This is a genomic window from Catenulispora subtropica, assembly GCF_039531675.1.
GTDB lineage: Bacteria > Actinomycetota > Actinomycetes > Streptomycetales > Catenulisporaceae > Catenulispora > Catenulispora subtropica.
The window spans coordinates 12784-27429 of record NZ_BAAAQM010000032.1 but is presented as its reverse complement, the minus strand read 5'-3'; the positions used below and the strand labels follow the sequence as shown (position 1 = coordinate 27429).

Here is a 14646-nt window from a genome sequence, read left to right as displayed (position 1 = left end):
GGTATTGCGTGGATTCTACGCAACCCTAGTCAGGAATCAAGACAATGAATCCACGAGAATCCAACACGGGAGTGACGGGGAGCCGACGGCTGGGCGGCCGGCGCGCTCACCGGTCGCCGCTCAGGCGGGCTGCCACAGCTCGATCCGGTTCCCCTCGGGATCGGTGACCCACCCGAACCGCCCCACGCCCTCCATGTCCTGCGACTCCTCGGCGACGTCAGCCCCCTTGGCCCGCAACTGCGCCAGCATGGCGTCGAGGTCCCGGACCCGGAAGTTGAGCATCGTCTGCTGGGTCCGGGACCCGAAATAGTCGGTGTCGGCCTCGAACCCGGCGAAGACCGTCGGCCCGGCCTGCTGCTGCCACCGGCCGAACCGGTCCATGTCCAGGCCGAGGAAATCGCGATACCACGCACTCAGGGCGGCCGGATCGGCCGCCCGCAAGAAGTACCCGCCGATTCCGAGAACACGTTCCATGCGGTCACCCACTATCGCAGAGTTCGTCAATAAGAGACTCGGTCGGTATTATGGCACGCGGTCGTCTCGTATTGGGGAAGGTGGTGTCGATGTTCTCGGGTTGTCCCAGGTCACGGCACCATCGGCGAGATGTCGCGCGAATAGTCGAGCCTGATGCGGAATGTTCTTCGCGGTAGGAATCAGTGCTCTCTTCCGGTACGGCTCTTCGCAAGCTCGGCGATTCCCAAAAAGGTGTGCTTCCCCATGTCCTTGGTCTCCCCTCCCGATCCCCGCCGTTGGAAAGCCCTGGCCTTCGTCGGCCTCGCCCAGTTGATGGTGGTCCTGGACGGCACCGTGGTGAACATCGCGCTGCCCTCCGCGCAGCACGAACTCGGGTTCTCCGACGCCGACCGGCAATGGGTGGTCACCGCCTACGCGCTGCCGTTCGGCGCGCTGCTGTTGTTCGGCGGGCGCCTGGCCGACCGGCTGGGCCGCAAGCGCGCGTTCCAGGTCGGGGTGATCGGCTTCGCGCTGGCCTCGGCGCTCGGCGCGGCGTCGGCCGACACCGGGATGCTGCTGGGCGCGCGGGCGTTGCAGGGCTGCTTCGGCGCTCTCCTCGCGCCGTCCGCGTTGTCGCTCGTGACGGTGACGTTCACCGAGCCGAAGGAGCGGGCCAAGGCCTTCGGCATCTGGGGGTCGATCGCCGGAGGCGGGGCCGCGGTGGGGCTGATGCTCGGCGGGTTGCTCACCCAGTACCTCAGCTGGCGGTGGACGCTCCTGGTCAACGTGTTCTTCGCCGTCGTCGCGGCGGGCGGGGCGGCGGTGACGGTCCGCGAGCCGGTCCGGCATGCGAACGACGAGCGTCTGGACTTCCTGGGCATCGGGCTCGTCACCGGCGGGCTGGGCAGCTTGGTCTACGGTCTTTCGCGCGCCGAGTCCGACGGTTGGAGCGCGCACGTCACCGTGGGCCTGCTGGCCGGTGCCGGTGTGGCGCTGGTGCTGTTCGTCATCGTGGAGGCGGTGTCGAAGGCGCCGCTGCTGCCGCTGCGTGTGGTGTGGAACCGGGACCGGGGCGGTGCGTATCTGGCGCTGGGGCTGGCCATCGTGGGGATGTTCGGCGCGTTCCTGTTCCTCACGTACTACTTGCAGTCGGTGTCGGGGATGTCGCCGATCCGGAGCGGGGCGGCGTTCCTGCCGATGGTCGGCGGGATGCTGGTGGGTGCGACGCAGATCAGTGCGCGGCTGATGACACGGGTGCGGCCGCGGTTCCTGATGCCGCCGGGTTTTCTGGTCGGCGCCGGTGGGATGGTGGCGTTGACGCGCATCACCCCTGACAGTCCGTACCACACCTGGGTGCTGCCGGGGACGATCGCGCTCGGCCTGGGGATGGGCTGCGCGTTCATGCCGGCGATGAACGTCGCGACCGGCGGGGTCGATGCCCGGGACGCCGGTGTCGCCTCCGCTATGGTGAACACCTCCCAGCAGGTGGGTGGGGCGATCGGGACGGCGCTTCTCAGCACGTTGGCGTTGAGTTCCACGCGGCGGTACGCGCAAGCGCACCCCGATGCGGCGCCGCACACGCAGGCCATGGTGCACGGCTTCATCACAGCGTTCTGGTGGGCGGCCGGGTTGCTGGCCGCGGCGGCGGTGGTCGCGTTCGTGTTGATCAGCTTCCGGGTCAAGCCGATGGTGACGGTACCCGAGGCGGACGCCGGGGCGAGGGCGGAAGAAGTGCCGCCGCCGCTGCCCGACGAGGTCCCCGTGACCTCGGTGAACCCCTGGTACGGGGACGGGTTCGAGATCCTGGTGCAGGGACGGGTCCGCGACCGCGACGGCGCGCCGATGCCCCGGTCCGTCATCACCGCCGTCTCCCCGCAGGGCCGCCAGGTCGGCCGCTCCCACAGCGCCGACGACGGCGCCTACCAGCTCTTCCTCCCCCATCAGGGCACCTACGTGCTCATCGTCGCCGCCGAAGGCCGCGAGCCGGAGGCCTCGACCGTCACCGCGCGGGAGCGCAGCCTCGGCCACGACATCGTGCTGGCCGAGCGCGGCCGCCTGGCGGTCAGCGTCCGGTCCGCCGACGGCGCGCCGCTCCCCGGCGCTACTTTGATGCTGACCGACGCCGAGGGCGAGCTGATCACCACCCGCCGTACCGCCGAGGACGGTACGCACACCTTCCGCGACCTGCCGCTGGGCCGTCTCGCCCTGGCCGTGGCGGCCTCCGGCCACCGTCCGGTGGCGCTCACGGTCGGCGTCGACGGGCACGGCACCGCCCGCGCCAGCGTCGAGCTGACGCCCGCCGCCCGGCTGGTGGGGACCGTCCGCGCCTGGTCCACGGACTCGCCGCTGGCCGATGCCCGGGTGATACTGATGGACGGCGCCGGGAACGTCGTCGCCACCGCGGACAGCGATCCCGAGGGCACATATGCGTTCGCTGATCTGGCGGCCGGGGATTACACGCTGATCGCGAGCGGATATCCGCCGGTGGCGAGCGCGGTACGGATCGATGGACGGGCGGACAGCCGACATGACGTGCTGCTCGGCCATCCCGATCGGTGACCGGGACCGACCAGCCTAGATCGACTGGGTCAACAGTCCCAGTCGATCGCCCCAAAACTCTTTCCTCTCTCGTTACTCGGTAGTAGCGTGCGCCGCGCCACAGTTCCCGAGAGGAGACCGAGCATGCACATTCGTGCCCGTACGATGGCCGCGGCCCTGACCGCGCTGGCGGTGGGCGCCGCGCTGAGCATCTCCGCCGTAACGGCTTCCGCACGTTCGGTCCGGGCGGCGAGCGTGCCCGCTTCCGGTGCGCCGGACTACTGCCTGGGGCAGTGCAATGACATCCTGCCGCCCGGGGAGAACGGCGCGGCCACGCTGGCGCAGATCCTGTGGTTCAAGACCAGCGGCAGCCGGCCGGCCAACACCGACGACCAGCTGGGCAAGTACGCGAGTCTGGTGGACGGCTACACCGGGCTGACCAACGGCACGCTCGGCAGCTTCTTCAACGACTCGTCGTTCGGGGTGCCCGCCGATCAGGTCAGCAGCACCCTGAACCCCGGTGGCCGGTCCGATGTCACGATCACCCGTGACAAGCAGGGGATCCCGCACATCTACGGCACCACCCGCTCCGGCGCCGAATACGGGGCCGGATACGCCGCGGGGCAGGACCGGCTGTGGATGATGGACGTGTTCCGGCATGTCGGGCGCGGGCAGCTCAGCGGCTTCGCCGGCGGCGCCGCCGGCAACCGCCAGCTGGAACAGCAGTTCTACCTCAACGGCGCCTACACCGAAGGCGACCTGCAGGCGCAGATCGACCGGGTGAAGGCCAGCGGCGCGCGCGGCGCGCAGGCCTACCAGGACATGACCGACTACCTGGCGGGCCTGAACAAGTACATCGCGGACGTGAAGGCCGGCGACGACTTCCCCGGCGAGTACGACCTCACCGGCAACGCCAACATCCTCACCGGCGACGGCATCCAGCCGTTCCAGCCCACCGACCTGGTGGCCATCGGCTCGGTCGTGGGCGCCCTGTTCGGCGCGGGCGGGGGCGGCCAGGTGGCCTCCGCGCTCGTCAAGGAAGCCGCCGAGGCCAAGTACGGCGTCACGGCCGGCGACCAGATGTGGCAGGCGTTCCGCGAGGAGAACGACCCCGAGGCGGACCTGACGCTGCACTCCGGGCAGAGCTTCCCGTTCAACGGCAGCCCGGCGAACGCGACCGGTGTGGCGATGCCCGACCCGGGGTCGGTGACGCCGCAGCAGATCGTCTTCGACCCGACCGGGTCGGCCACCAGTTCGGCGACGGCGACGGCCAAGAACGCCACGACCGCGACGACCGCCACGACCCCGACTCCCGAGGCCGCTGCCAAGTCGGCCCGCTCGAACGCTGCCCTCAAGGCGAACCCCGCGCTGAAGTCGCAGGTGGGCTCGATGGGCAACGGCGTTCTGCCGGCGAACCTGTTCAGCCAGAAGCGCGGCATGTCCAACGCGCTGGTCGTCTCGGGCCAGTACACGGACACCGGCAACCCGGTCGCCGTCTTCGGTCCGCAGACCGGCTACTTCGCCCCGCAGCTGCTCATGCTGGAGGAGATCCAGGCCCCCGGCATCAGCGCGCGTGGTGCGGCGTTCGCCGGCCTGAACTTCTACGTCGAGCTCGGTCGCGGCGCCGACTACTCCTGGAGCGCCACCTCGGCGGGCCAGGACATCATCGACACCTTCGCGGTGCAGCTGTGCAACACCGACGGCAGCCCGGCCACCAAGGACTCCAACGCCTACCTCTACAACGGCGTCTGCACGCCGATGCAGCAGATCGAGCGGGACGACTCCTGGAGCCCGACGGTGGCGGACAGCACGCCGGCCGGCTCCTACAAGCTGATCGCGTTCCGCACCAACTTCGGCATCGTGCAGGCGCGGGCCACGGTCGGCGGCGTGCCGGTCGCCTACACCCAGCTGCGCTCGACCTACCAGCACGAGGTCGACACCATCATCGGCTTCCAGATGTTCAACGACCCGAGTGTGGTGACCGGTCCGGCCGGCTTCCAGCAGGCGGCGTCGAACATCACCTACACCTTCAACTGGTTCTACGTCGACAACCAGCACACCGCCTACTACAACTCCGGTCTGAACCCGACACGGCCGACGGCCGACGACCCGAACCTGCCGATCACCGCCGACGCCGCGCACCAGTGGCTGAACTGGGATCCGAGCACGAACACGGTCGCCAACACGCCGTTCGCCGCGCATCCCAACTCGATCGACCAGGACTACTACGAGTCCTGGAACAACAAGATCGCGAAGGACTACACGGTCTCCGGGTTCGGTGACGGCTCGATCTACCGCAGCAACCTGCTGAACACCCGCATCAAGAACCTGATCACCAGCGGGACCAAGGTCACCCGGGCCAACCTGGCCCAGGCGATGGAGGACGCGGCGGTCACCGACCTGCGCGGCGAGACCGTGCTGCCGGAGCTGCTGCAGGTGATCGGCACGCCGACCGATCCGGCGCAGGCGCAGGCCGTGAACGAGCTGCGCACCTGGCTCAGCCACGGCACCAAGCGCAAGGAGACCTCGGCCGGTTCCAAGACCTACGCCGACTCCGACGCCATCCGGATCATGGACGCCTGGTGGCCGCTGCTGGTGAAGGCCGAATTCAACCCGGGCATGGGCGATCCGCTGTACGGGGCGATGACCGGCGCGCTCGGCCTCGACGACTCCCCGTACGGCGGCTCGGAGGCCGGCGTGTCCCACAAGGGCTCGTCCTTCCAGTCCGGCTGGTACTCCTACGTCGACAAGGACCTCCGCACGCTGCTGGGCCAACCGGTACAGGGCGGGCTGTCGCAGAAATACTGCGGCGGCGGCGACCTGACCCAGTGCCGCCAGGCACTGCTCACCGCGCTGTCGGCGGCCGTCGCGACGCCGGCCTCCTCGGTGTACCCGGCGGACTCGGTCTGCTCGGCCGGCGACCAGTGGTGCGCCGACTCCATCCAGCAGCACCCGCTGGGCGGCATCACCGACGCCGAGAGCAACTGGCAGAACCGCCCGACGTTCCAGCAGGTGGTGCAGTACCCGGCGCACCGCGGCGCGAACATCGCGAACCTGGCCGCGGGCCGGACGGCGACGGCGTCCAGCACCGAGTCCGGGCTGCCCGCGGCCAAGGCCGTGGACGGCGACATCACCAGCCGCTGGGGCAGCGGCTGGAGCGACGCCGAGTGGCTGCAGGTCGACCTGGGCGCGGTGCAGCCGGTCGGCCGCGTGATCCTGAACTGGGAGACCGCGTACGGCAAGGCGTACGACCTCCAGGTCTCGGCCGACGGCACGCACTGGAGCACCGTGTACTCGACGACCGCCGGCACCGGCGGGAAGGAGGTTGACCGGTTCCCGGTGGCCCAGGCCCGCTATGTGCGGATGCAGGGCGTCAAGCGAGGCACCCAGTGGGGCTACTCTCTGTACGAGTTCCAGGTCTACGCGCAGTGACGGAGCATCCGAGGGCGTAGACGAGCCAGCACGACCCGTCGCCCGGGCCGCCTCGGCGGTCCGGGCGACGCATCTCCCGGGACGATCCGGGACGAAAGGTGGAGGGTGATCAACCGATGCCGCGCATAGCCGTCGACGAACGACGCGAACTCCTGGTCGAGGCGGCGATCCGGGTCATGGCGCGCGACGGGGTGGCCAAGGCCACGACCCGCTCGATCGTCGCCGAGGCCGGGATGGCGCTGGCCGCGTTCCACTACAGCTTCCGCTCCAAGCAGGAGTTGCTGGAGAACGTCATCCAGACGATCACCGCCCACACCCTGGACCTGGCGGTGGAACGCCTCGGCGCCGAGGGCGGCGTCGAGGCGAAGGTGCGGGCAGCGCTGGACTCGTACTGGCAGCACCTGGTCGCGAACCCCGGGGAGCACCGGGTCACGTATGAGCTGACGCAGTACGCACTCCGGCATCCAGGGCTCGCAACGGTCGCGAAGCGCCAGTACGAGGCCTACATCGAAGGCGCGTCGAGGCTCATCGACTCCCTGGCACAGAGCTCGGACGTGACCTGGACGGCGCCGGTGCCGGTCATCGCGCGGTACCTGATCGCGGTGATGGACGGGCTCACGCTGCTGTGGCTCAACGAGGGCGACGACGTGTCGGCGCGCGCCGCGCTGGAGCTGGCCGGGGAGCATCTCATCAGTTTGATCAAGGTGCGCTGACGGCTGACGGCTGACGGCTGACGGCTGGCGGTCCGCCGCCGACCGCTGGCCGCTGACGGTCGGCCGCCGACCGCTGACCCGGCTCGCCTCGGGCCGCCTGAGTCGACTTGGGCCGCCTTGAGTCGACTTGAGTCGACTTGAGTCGACTTGAGTCGACTTGAGTCGCTGTTTGTCGCCTGAGTTCAGCCCAGCCCCACCCGCTCCGCCGCGTGGTCCCAAGCCGCCTCGTCACCGCTCGGCTCATACCGGCACAGCCGGTGCGACGCTGCGACCAGGTGGCGCATCGCCGCGAGGTCGGCCAGCAGGCCATGGGCGCGGCCCTGCATCAGGACGTTGCCCACTGCGGTGGCTTCCGCGGGGCCGGCGATCACGGGGAGGCCGAGGGCGTCAGCCGTCCATTGGCACAGGAGTGCGTTGTGGCTGCCGCCGCCGACGAGGTGGACGGTGCCGAGGGACCGGTGGGCGAGGGTCGCGGCTTGGCGGAGCGTGTGGCGGTGGGCCAGAGCCAGGCTTTCCAGGATGCAGCGGACTGTGGCCCCGGGGGTGGGCGGGGGCGGCTGGCCGGTGTCTGCGCAGAACCGGCGGATGCGGTCGGGGATGTCGCCTGGCGGGAGGAAGCGGGGGTCGTTCGGGTCGATCAGGCAGGCGAAGGGTTCGGCGGCCGCGGCCTGGGCGAGAAGGGTTTCGAGATCGGCGGGTATGCCATGGTCCTGCCACACGCGCCGGCTCTCGTTCAGCAGCCACAGGCCCATCACGTTGCGCAGGTAGCGGATCGTGCCGTCGACGCCGAGTTCGTTGGTGAAGCCCGCCTGGCGGGAGGCCTCGGTGAGGACCGGCGTGGTGAGTTCGATCCCCGCCAGTGACCAGGTGCCGCAGGAGATGTAGGCGAACTCCGGTCCGGTGGCGGGGACGGCCGCGACCGCTGAGGCGGTGTCGTGCGAGGCGACGATCGCCAGCCGGGTGTCCGCGGCCAGGCCGGTGTGCTCCGTGACCCGGGGAAGCAACGGCCCGGCGAACGTCCCGGGCTCCCGGAGCGGCGGCAGCAGCGAAGACGCGATCCCGGCCGCCTCCACCGCCGCCGGCGACCAGGAACGCGTCGTGGCGTCGAACAGCCCCGTCGTCGAGGCGTTGGTCGACTCGGCACCGACGGTGCCGCTGAGCCAGTGCCCGATCAAGTCCGGGATCAGCAACACGGCGCGCGCGGCGGCCAGCTGCGCCGAGCCACGGGCGGCCGCCAGCTGGAAGACCGTGTTGAACGGCAGATGCTGCAAACCGGTGGCCTGATACAGCGCCTCCGCGCCACCGATCCGCTTCCACACCCCCTCGACGACCTCGGGCGTGGTGCGCGGATCGCGATAGTGCCGCGGGTTGCCGAGCAACACGCCGTCGGCGTCGACCAGCCCGTAGTCCACCGCCCAGCTGTCGACCCCGACCGAATCGACCGGCCCCGCGGCGCGCAGCCCGTCGAGAACCCCCTGATAGAGCGCGAGGACGTCCCAGTGGAGGGCCTCCCCGACCTGCACCGGACGGTTCTCGAAGCGATGGGCCTCAGTCAGCTGGAGCGTGTCCGCGCCGACCAGGCCGACCATGACCCGGCCGCTCGTGGCACCCAGATCGACCGCGGCCACCCTCCGCGCGCCGGGGCCCGAACGCGCACTCATCGCAGGAACGCCGCGGCCACCCCGGCGTCCACCGGCACCAGCAGGCCGGTGGTGTGCGTCAGATCGCCCCCGACCAGAGCGAACACAGCATTGGCGACATGCTCCGGCAACACCTCGCGCTTCAGAATGGTGCGCTGCGCGTAGAACTCCCCGAGCTTCTCCTCCGGCACGCCGTACGTCGCCGCCCGCTGCGCGCCCCAGCCGCCGGCGAAGATGCCGGAGCCCCGGACCACGCCGTCCGGATTCACACCGTTGACCCGGATGCCGTACTCCCCCAGCTCAGCGGCGAGCAGACGCACCTGGTGAGCCTGATCGGCCTTCGTCGCGGAGTACGCGATGTTGTTCGGCCCGGCGAACACGGCGTTCTTCGAAACGATGTAGACGATGTCACCGCCCATGCCCTGCGTCGCCATGATGCCGGCGGCTTCGCGGGAGACCAGGAACGAGCCGCGCGCCATGATGGTGTGCTGGGTGTCCCAGTCGGCGGCCGTGGTCTCCAGAAGCGGTTTCGAGATGGAGACGCCCGCGTTGTTGACCACCAGATCCACTCCCCCGAAGGCGAGCATCGCGGCATCGAACGCCGCGGCGATCTCATCCTCCGAGGTGACGTCGACGGTGACCGCGATCGCCTTGTCCGCTCCCCCGAGATCCTCAGCCACCGCCTGCGCACTCGCCGCGTCCCGGTCGGCCACCACCACGCACGCGCCCTCAGCAGCCAGCCGACAGGCGATCGCCTTCCCGATCCCGGAACCCGCTCCCGTCACCAGCGCCACGCGCGTCGCCAACGGCTTGGGCTTCGGCATCCGCGCCAGCTTGGCCTCCTCCAGCGCCCAGTACTCGATCCGGAACTTCTCCGACTCCTCGATCGGCGCGTAGCTGGACACGGCCTCGGCGCCACGCATCACGTTCACCGCGTTGACGTAGAACTCGCCGGCCACCCGTGCCGTCTGCTTGTCCCGTCCGTAGGAGAACATCCCGACGCCGGGGATGAGGATGATCGCCGGATCCGCGCCACGCATCGGCGGGGAATCAGGGCCCGCATGGCGGACGTAGTAGGACTCGTACTCCTCGCGATAGGCGGCGTGGAGGTCGGCCAGCCGCGCCACCACGTCCTCGATCGGTGCCGTGGCAGGAAGGTCGAGCAGCAGAGGGCGGACCTTGGTCCGCAGAAAGTGGTCCGGGCACGACGTGCCGAGCGCCGCCAGCCGCGGGTGCTCGGCGCGCGACAGGAAGTCGAGGATGACGGTGTCGTCGGTGAAGTGGCCGACCTGCGGCGCGTCCGCGGACGCGATCGCCCGCAGGTGAGGCGCCAGCGCCGCGGCCCGCGCCCGGCGTTCGGGTTCGGGCAGTGGCCGGTGGCCCTCGAGCACCGGTCCGAAGGGCTCCGGGCGACCGTGCTCGTCGAGAAAGCTCTGCGCGGTGCGGATGATGCGCAGCGAGTTCGCCTCGCACTCCTCACTGGTCGCGCCCCACGCGGTGATGCCGTGACCGCCGAGGATGCACCCGATCGCCTGCGGATTCGCCTTCCTGACGGCGGCGATGTCCAGACCGAGCTGGAACCCGGGACGCCGCCACGGCACCCACACCACGGCGTCCCCGAAACACTCACCGGTCAGCTTCTCGCCGTCGGCCGCGCAGGCGAGCGCGATCCCGGAGTCGGGGTGCAGATGATCGACGTGCGCCGCGTCGAGCAGGCCGTGCATCGCGGTGTCGATCGACGGAGCCGCGCCGCCCCGGCCGTGCAGACAGAAGTCGAACGCCGCGACCATCTCGTCCTCGTGGTCGACTCCCGGATAAACGCCGGCCAGCGCGCGGAGCCGATCCAGCCGCAACACGGCCAGGCCCTGGCCGGTCAGCGTGCCGAGGTCGCCCCCGGAGCCCTTCACCCACATCAGCTCCACCTCGCCGCCGGTCACCGGATCCCGGCCGGTTCCCTTGGCGGAGGTGTTGCCGCCGGCGTAGTTGGTGTTGCGCGGGTCGGCTCCGAGGCGATGGGAACGTGCCAGGAGAGCGGCGGGTTCGGTGCGGCCACCGATGTGGTCGTCCACGTGTTCGTCCCTGTGTTTGGCCCTGTGTTTGGCCCTGTGTTCGTCCATATGGTCGTCCATGTCCTTGTCCCCGTTCCCGATCACGCGCCCCAGCCCGCCTGTGTGCCGCCGACGCGTTCAGCGGCGATCTTCTCGGCGTAGCCGGAGGCGTGATACGCGGCCAGCGGATCGGGGTCGAGCCCCATCTCCTGGCGCAGTTCGGCGAGCAGCGGGCGGACGTCGGTGTTGTAGGCGTCCATCAGCACGGCGTTCGCGCCCAGGACGTCGCCGGCCAGCTGCGCGGCCCGGAGCGCGTCGACGTCCACGAGCAGGGCCTTGGCCGTGGCCTCCTGCACGTTCATCACCGAGCGGATCATCGCCGGGATCTTCGGCTCGATGTTGTGGCACTGGTCGAGCATGAAGGCCACGTCGTTCGCCGGGTCGAAGCCGCCGCCGAGGGACACCGCGTGCAGGATCCGGAACAGCTGGAAGGGATCCGCGGCGCCGACCATGAGGTCGTCGTCGGCGTAGAAGCGCGAGTTGAAGTCGAAGGCGCCGAGCCGGTCCTCCCGCAGCAGGACCGCGACGATGAACTCGATGTTGACGCCCGGCGCGTGGTGACCGGTGTCGACGACGACCTTCGCCTTCGGGCCGAGCTTGAGGCAGTGGGCGTAAGCGGTGCCCCAGTCCGGGATGTCGGTGGTGTAGAAGGCGGGTTCGAAGAGCTTGTACTCCAGGACCAGGCGCTGACGGTCGCCGAGGCGGGCGTAGACCTCGGACAGGGCTTCGGCCAGGCGGTCCTGGCGGGCGGCGATGTCGTCCTGGCCGGGGTAGTTGGTGCCGTCGGCGAACCAGAGCTTGAGGCTGTCGGATCCGGTGGCGTCCATGATGTCGACGCAGTGCAGCAGGTGGTCGACGGCTTTGCGACGCACCTTCGCGTCCGGGTGCGCGACCGATCCGAGCTTGTAGTCGTCGTCCTGGAAGGTGTTCGAGTTGATCATGCCGATCCGGACTCCGACGTCCGCCGCGTGGGCGGCGAGCGCGGCGTAGTCGTCGACCTCGTCCCACGGGATGTGCAGGGAGACGGCGGGCGCGACACCGGTGACGGCGTGGACCCGGGCGGCGTCGGCGAGCTTCTCGAACGGGTCGCGCGGGACGCCCGGCTGGGCGAAGACCTTGAACCGCGTGCCGGAGTTGCCGAAGCCCCAGGAGGGGGTCTCGATCTGCTGGGACTTCAACGCCGCTGTGACAGTCGCTATGCCGGACATACTCAACCCTTTGCCATCGCGGAGGGGCGGTGTGCGTGCCGTGCGAATCGTCGTGTGAATCGATTCAACGGGCGTGACGTTAGTGGCCGGGGTGGGGGGCGTCAAGGCGGCGGCGAAACCCTTCAGCTGCGCCGATCCGGCCCTCCGCCTGCTGGCCGGCCGGCGTTCCGGGATATGTTCTTCCTCGCAGACGGGGCACGATCGGGAACGGCGCCGAGGAGACCGATGATCGTCATCAAGGACGTGGCACGGCGCGCCGGCGTGTCGGTGGGCACCGTCTCCAACGTCATCAACCGGCCGGAGCGGGTCAACGACGAGACGCGGCGGCGGGTGGAGTCGGCGATCGCCGAGCTCGGCTACGTGCGCAACGTGCACGCGAGGCACCTGCGGGTGGGGCACAGCCGGATCATCGGGCTGCTCGTGCTGGACATGGGCAACCCGTTCTTCGTCGACGTGGCGCGCGGAGCGGAACAGGCGGCGCGGGAGGCCGGGCTCGGGGTGATGGTGTGCAACAGCAACCAGAGCGCGAGCGAGGAGGCCGAATACCTGGCGCTGTTCGCCGAGCAGCGCGTCCGGGGCGTGCTGCTGACGCCGGCGGACGCCACCGGGCGGACGGTCGCGGACTTCCGGCGGCACGGGATCCCCTTCGTGCTCGTCGACCGGGTCGGCGCCGGCACCGAGGAGTGCTCGGTGTCCGTGGACGACGTCGCGGGCAGCACGCTCGCCGTGCGGCACCTGACGGCCGCCGGGCACCGGCACCTCGCCTACGTCAGCGGCCCCGCGCACCTGCAGCAGATCCAGGACCGGCGGACGGGCGCGCTGGCGGCGCTCGCCGAGGCGGGACTGGGCGCCGAGGCGCTCGTCGAACTCCCCACGCGGACGCTGGACGTGGCCGCGGGCCGGGACGCGGCGGCCCGGCTGCTGGGACTGCCGCGGCGGCCGACCGCCGTCTTCTGCGCCAACGACCTGCTCGCGCTCGGCGTCCTGCAGACGCTCTTCGCCGCGGGGGTCGACGTGCCGCAGGACATGGCGATCGTCGGCTACGACGACATCGAGTTCGCAGCCGCCGCGGCCGTGCCGCTGACCTCGGTGCGCCAGCCCGCGACGGCGATGGGCACGCTGGCCGGGAAACTGCTGCTGGAGGAACTCGCCGCGGAGGAGGACGGCGAGGAGCACAAGCACCGCCAGGTCGTGTTGCAGCCGGAGCTGGTCGTCCGGAAATCGACGCTCGCGACCCGGCGGGGCTGAGCCCCCCAGAGCTTTGATATACGGACTCTGGCCGCCCCCACCGAAAAAGTGATATCACTTTGATAGAGGTTTTCGGGGAACGTTCGGGGAGGGGCATGCGATGACGACGGATCCAGGCGGAAACGGTTCAGCCCTGGCGCCGGAGGCGCCGATCGACGAACAGCCGGCGCGCGACGTGTCGGGCTGGGGCCCGCTCATCGCGGGCCTGGTCCTCGTCGCCCTCGCAGTGGCCACGGCCGCGGCGACGCGCGACGCCCATCGTGCCTGGGCCGCGATTCCGGGAGCGGCCGCCGCCGTGGTCCTGCTCGGCCTCACCGCGGTCTCCCCCGGCCAGGCGCGGGTCGTCACGCTGGCCGGCCGCTACGTCGGCACGATCCGGACCACCGGCCTGCGCTGGGTGCTTCCGTTCACCGTGCGGCGCCAGGTCTCCACCCGGGTGATCAACGACGAGACGGCCACCCTGAAGGTCAACGACGCCGACGGCAACCCGGTCGAGATCGCGGCGGTCGTGGTCTGGCAGGTCCGGGACACCGCCCGGGCCGTCTACGCGGTCGACGACTACGCGGAGTTCGTCGCCATCCAGACCGAGACCGCCGTCCGGCACATCGCCACCGGCTACCCCTACGACGCCCGCGTCGAGGGCCAGCTCTCCCTGCGCCAGCACGCCGACGAGATCACCGCGCGCATGTCGCAGGAGATCGGCGAGCGCGTGGCACTGGCCGGCATCAGCGTGGTCGAGTCCCGCATCACCCGCCTGTCCTACGCCCCCGAGATCGCCCAGGCGATGCTGCGCCGCCAGCAGGCCGACGCGGTCGTCGCGGCCCGCCAGCGCCTGGTGCAGGGCGCCGTCGGCATGGTGCGCTCGGCACTGGACGCCCTGAGCGAGGAGGACATCGTCGAACTCGACGAGGAGCGCAAGGCCTCGATGGTCAGCAACCTGCTGGTCGTCCTGTGCAGCGAACAGGCCACCCAGCCGGTCGTCAACACCGGCACGCTCTACCAGTAGGCGGAACCAGAACCGGTATGGCTCAGCGGAAGCAGATCCTTTTGCGCCTGGACCCGGCGGTCCACGACGCGCTGGCCCGCTGGGCCGGGGACGAACTGCGCAGCACCACCGCCCAGATCGAGTATCTCCTGCGGCAGGCGCTGGCCCAGGCCGGCCGGCTGCCGTCGGATGTCGGGCAGCTGCCCCGGCGCGGACGGCCGTCCAAGGCCGATCGAGACCCGGTGGACGAGGAGCAGGAGCCGGAATCCGAACCGGGACCGGGACCGGACTGAGCAAGCTCCTGGGCCGAGCCGTGCTCTG

At 70.4% G+C, this 14646-nt stretch carries 10 protein-coding genes; 6 read left to right on the top strand and 4 right to left on the bottom strand.

The features are described from left to right. Nucleotides 1-120 precede the first annotated feature (120 nt). Nucleotides 121-474 (bottom strand): VOC family protein, encoded by a 354-nt coding sequence (locus tag ABD466_RS25655; RefSeq protein ID WP_344659725.1) that lies wholly within the window; start codon nt 472-474, stop codon nt 121-123. Between the two features lie 243 nt (nt 475-717). Between ABD466_RS25655 and ABD466_RS25650 the strand changes: the two genes are divergently transcribed. From ABD466_RS25650 to ABD466_RS25640, 3 genes are all read left to right on the top strand, one after another. Continuing rightward, entirely contained in the window at nt 718-3012 is a 2295-nt protein-coding gene (locus tag ABD466_RS25650) for an MFS transporter (protein WP_344659724.1), read from the top strand. 123 nt (nt 3013-3135) lie between these two features. Then, entirely contained in the window at nt 3136-6423 is a 3288-nt protein-coding gene (locus ABD466_RS25645; RefSeq protein ID WP_344659723.1) for a penicillin acylase family protein, read from the top strand. A 116-nt stretch (nt 6424-6539) separates the two neighbouring features. Beyond that, a complete protein-coding gene (locus tag ABD466_RS25640) occupies nt 6540-7136 on the top strand; it encodes a TetR/AcrR family transcriptional regulator (protein ID WP_344659722.1) in 597 nt (198 codons plus the stop codon). A 182-nt stretch (nt 7137-7318) separates the two neighbouring features. On the opposite strand, the gene ABD466_RS25635 is transcribed toward ABD466_RS25640, so the two are convergent. From ABD466_RS25635 to rhaI, 3 genes are all read right to left on the bottom strand, one after another. Then, nucleotides 7319-8797, bottom strand: coding sequence for a rhamnulokinase (locus ABD466_RS25635; protein ID WP_344659721.1), 1479 nt, complete (start codon nt 8795-8797; stop codon nt 7319-7321). After that, nucleotides 8794-10845: a bifunctional aldolase/short-chain dehydrogenase gene (locus ABD466_RS25630; RefSeq protein ID WP_344659720.1), complete on the bottom strand. Its 2052-nt coding sequence runs from the start codon at nt 10843-10845 to the stop codon at nt 8794-8796. Before ABD466_RS25630 ends, ABD466_RS25635 begins: the two co-directional genes overlap by 4 nt. Nucleotides 10846-10925: 80 nt before the next feature. Further along, on the bottom strand, nt 10926-12092 hold the full coding sequence (gene rhaI / locus ABD466_RS25625) for an L-rhamnose isomerase (RefSeq protein ID WP_344659719.1): 1167 nt from the start codon (nt 12090-12092) through the stop codon (nt 10926-10928). Nucleotides 12093-12317: 225 nt separating this feature from the next. On the opposite strand from rhaI, the gene ABD466_RS25620 reads away from it, so the two are divergent. From ABD466_RS25620 to ABD466_RS25610, 3 genes are all read left to right on the top strand, one after another. Then, nucleotides 12318-13340 carry a LacI family DNA-binding transcriptional regulator gene (locus tag ABD466_RS25620; protein WP_344659718.1) on the top strand — a complete coding sequence of 341 codons (1023 nt, stop codon included), beginning with the start codon at nt 12318-12320 and terminating at the stop codon, nt 13338-13340. A 100-nt stretch (nt 13341-13440) separates the two neighbouring features. Then, nucleotides 13441-14346 (top strand): SPFH domain-containing protein, encoded by a 906-nt coding sequence (locus tag ABD466_RS25615; RefSeq protein WP_344659717.1) that lies wholly within the window; start codon nt 13441-13443, stop codon nt 14344-14346. A gap of 17 nt (nt 14347-14363) precedes the next feature. After that, nucleotides 14364-14618: a type II toxin-antitoxin system antitoxin gene (locus ABD466_RS25610; protein ID WP_344659716.1), complete on the top strand. Its 255-nt coding sequence runs from the start codon at nt 14364-14366 to the stop codon at nt 14616-14618. Nucleotides 14619-14646: the final 28 nt, after the last annotated feature.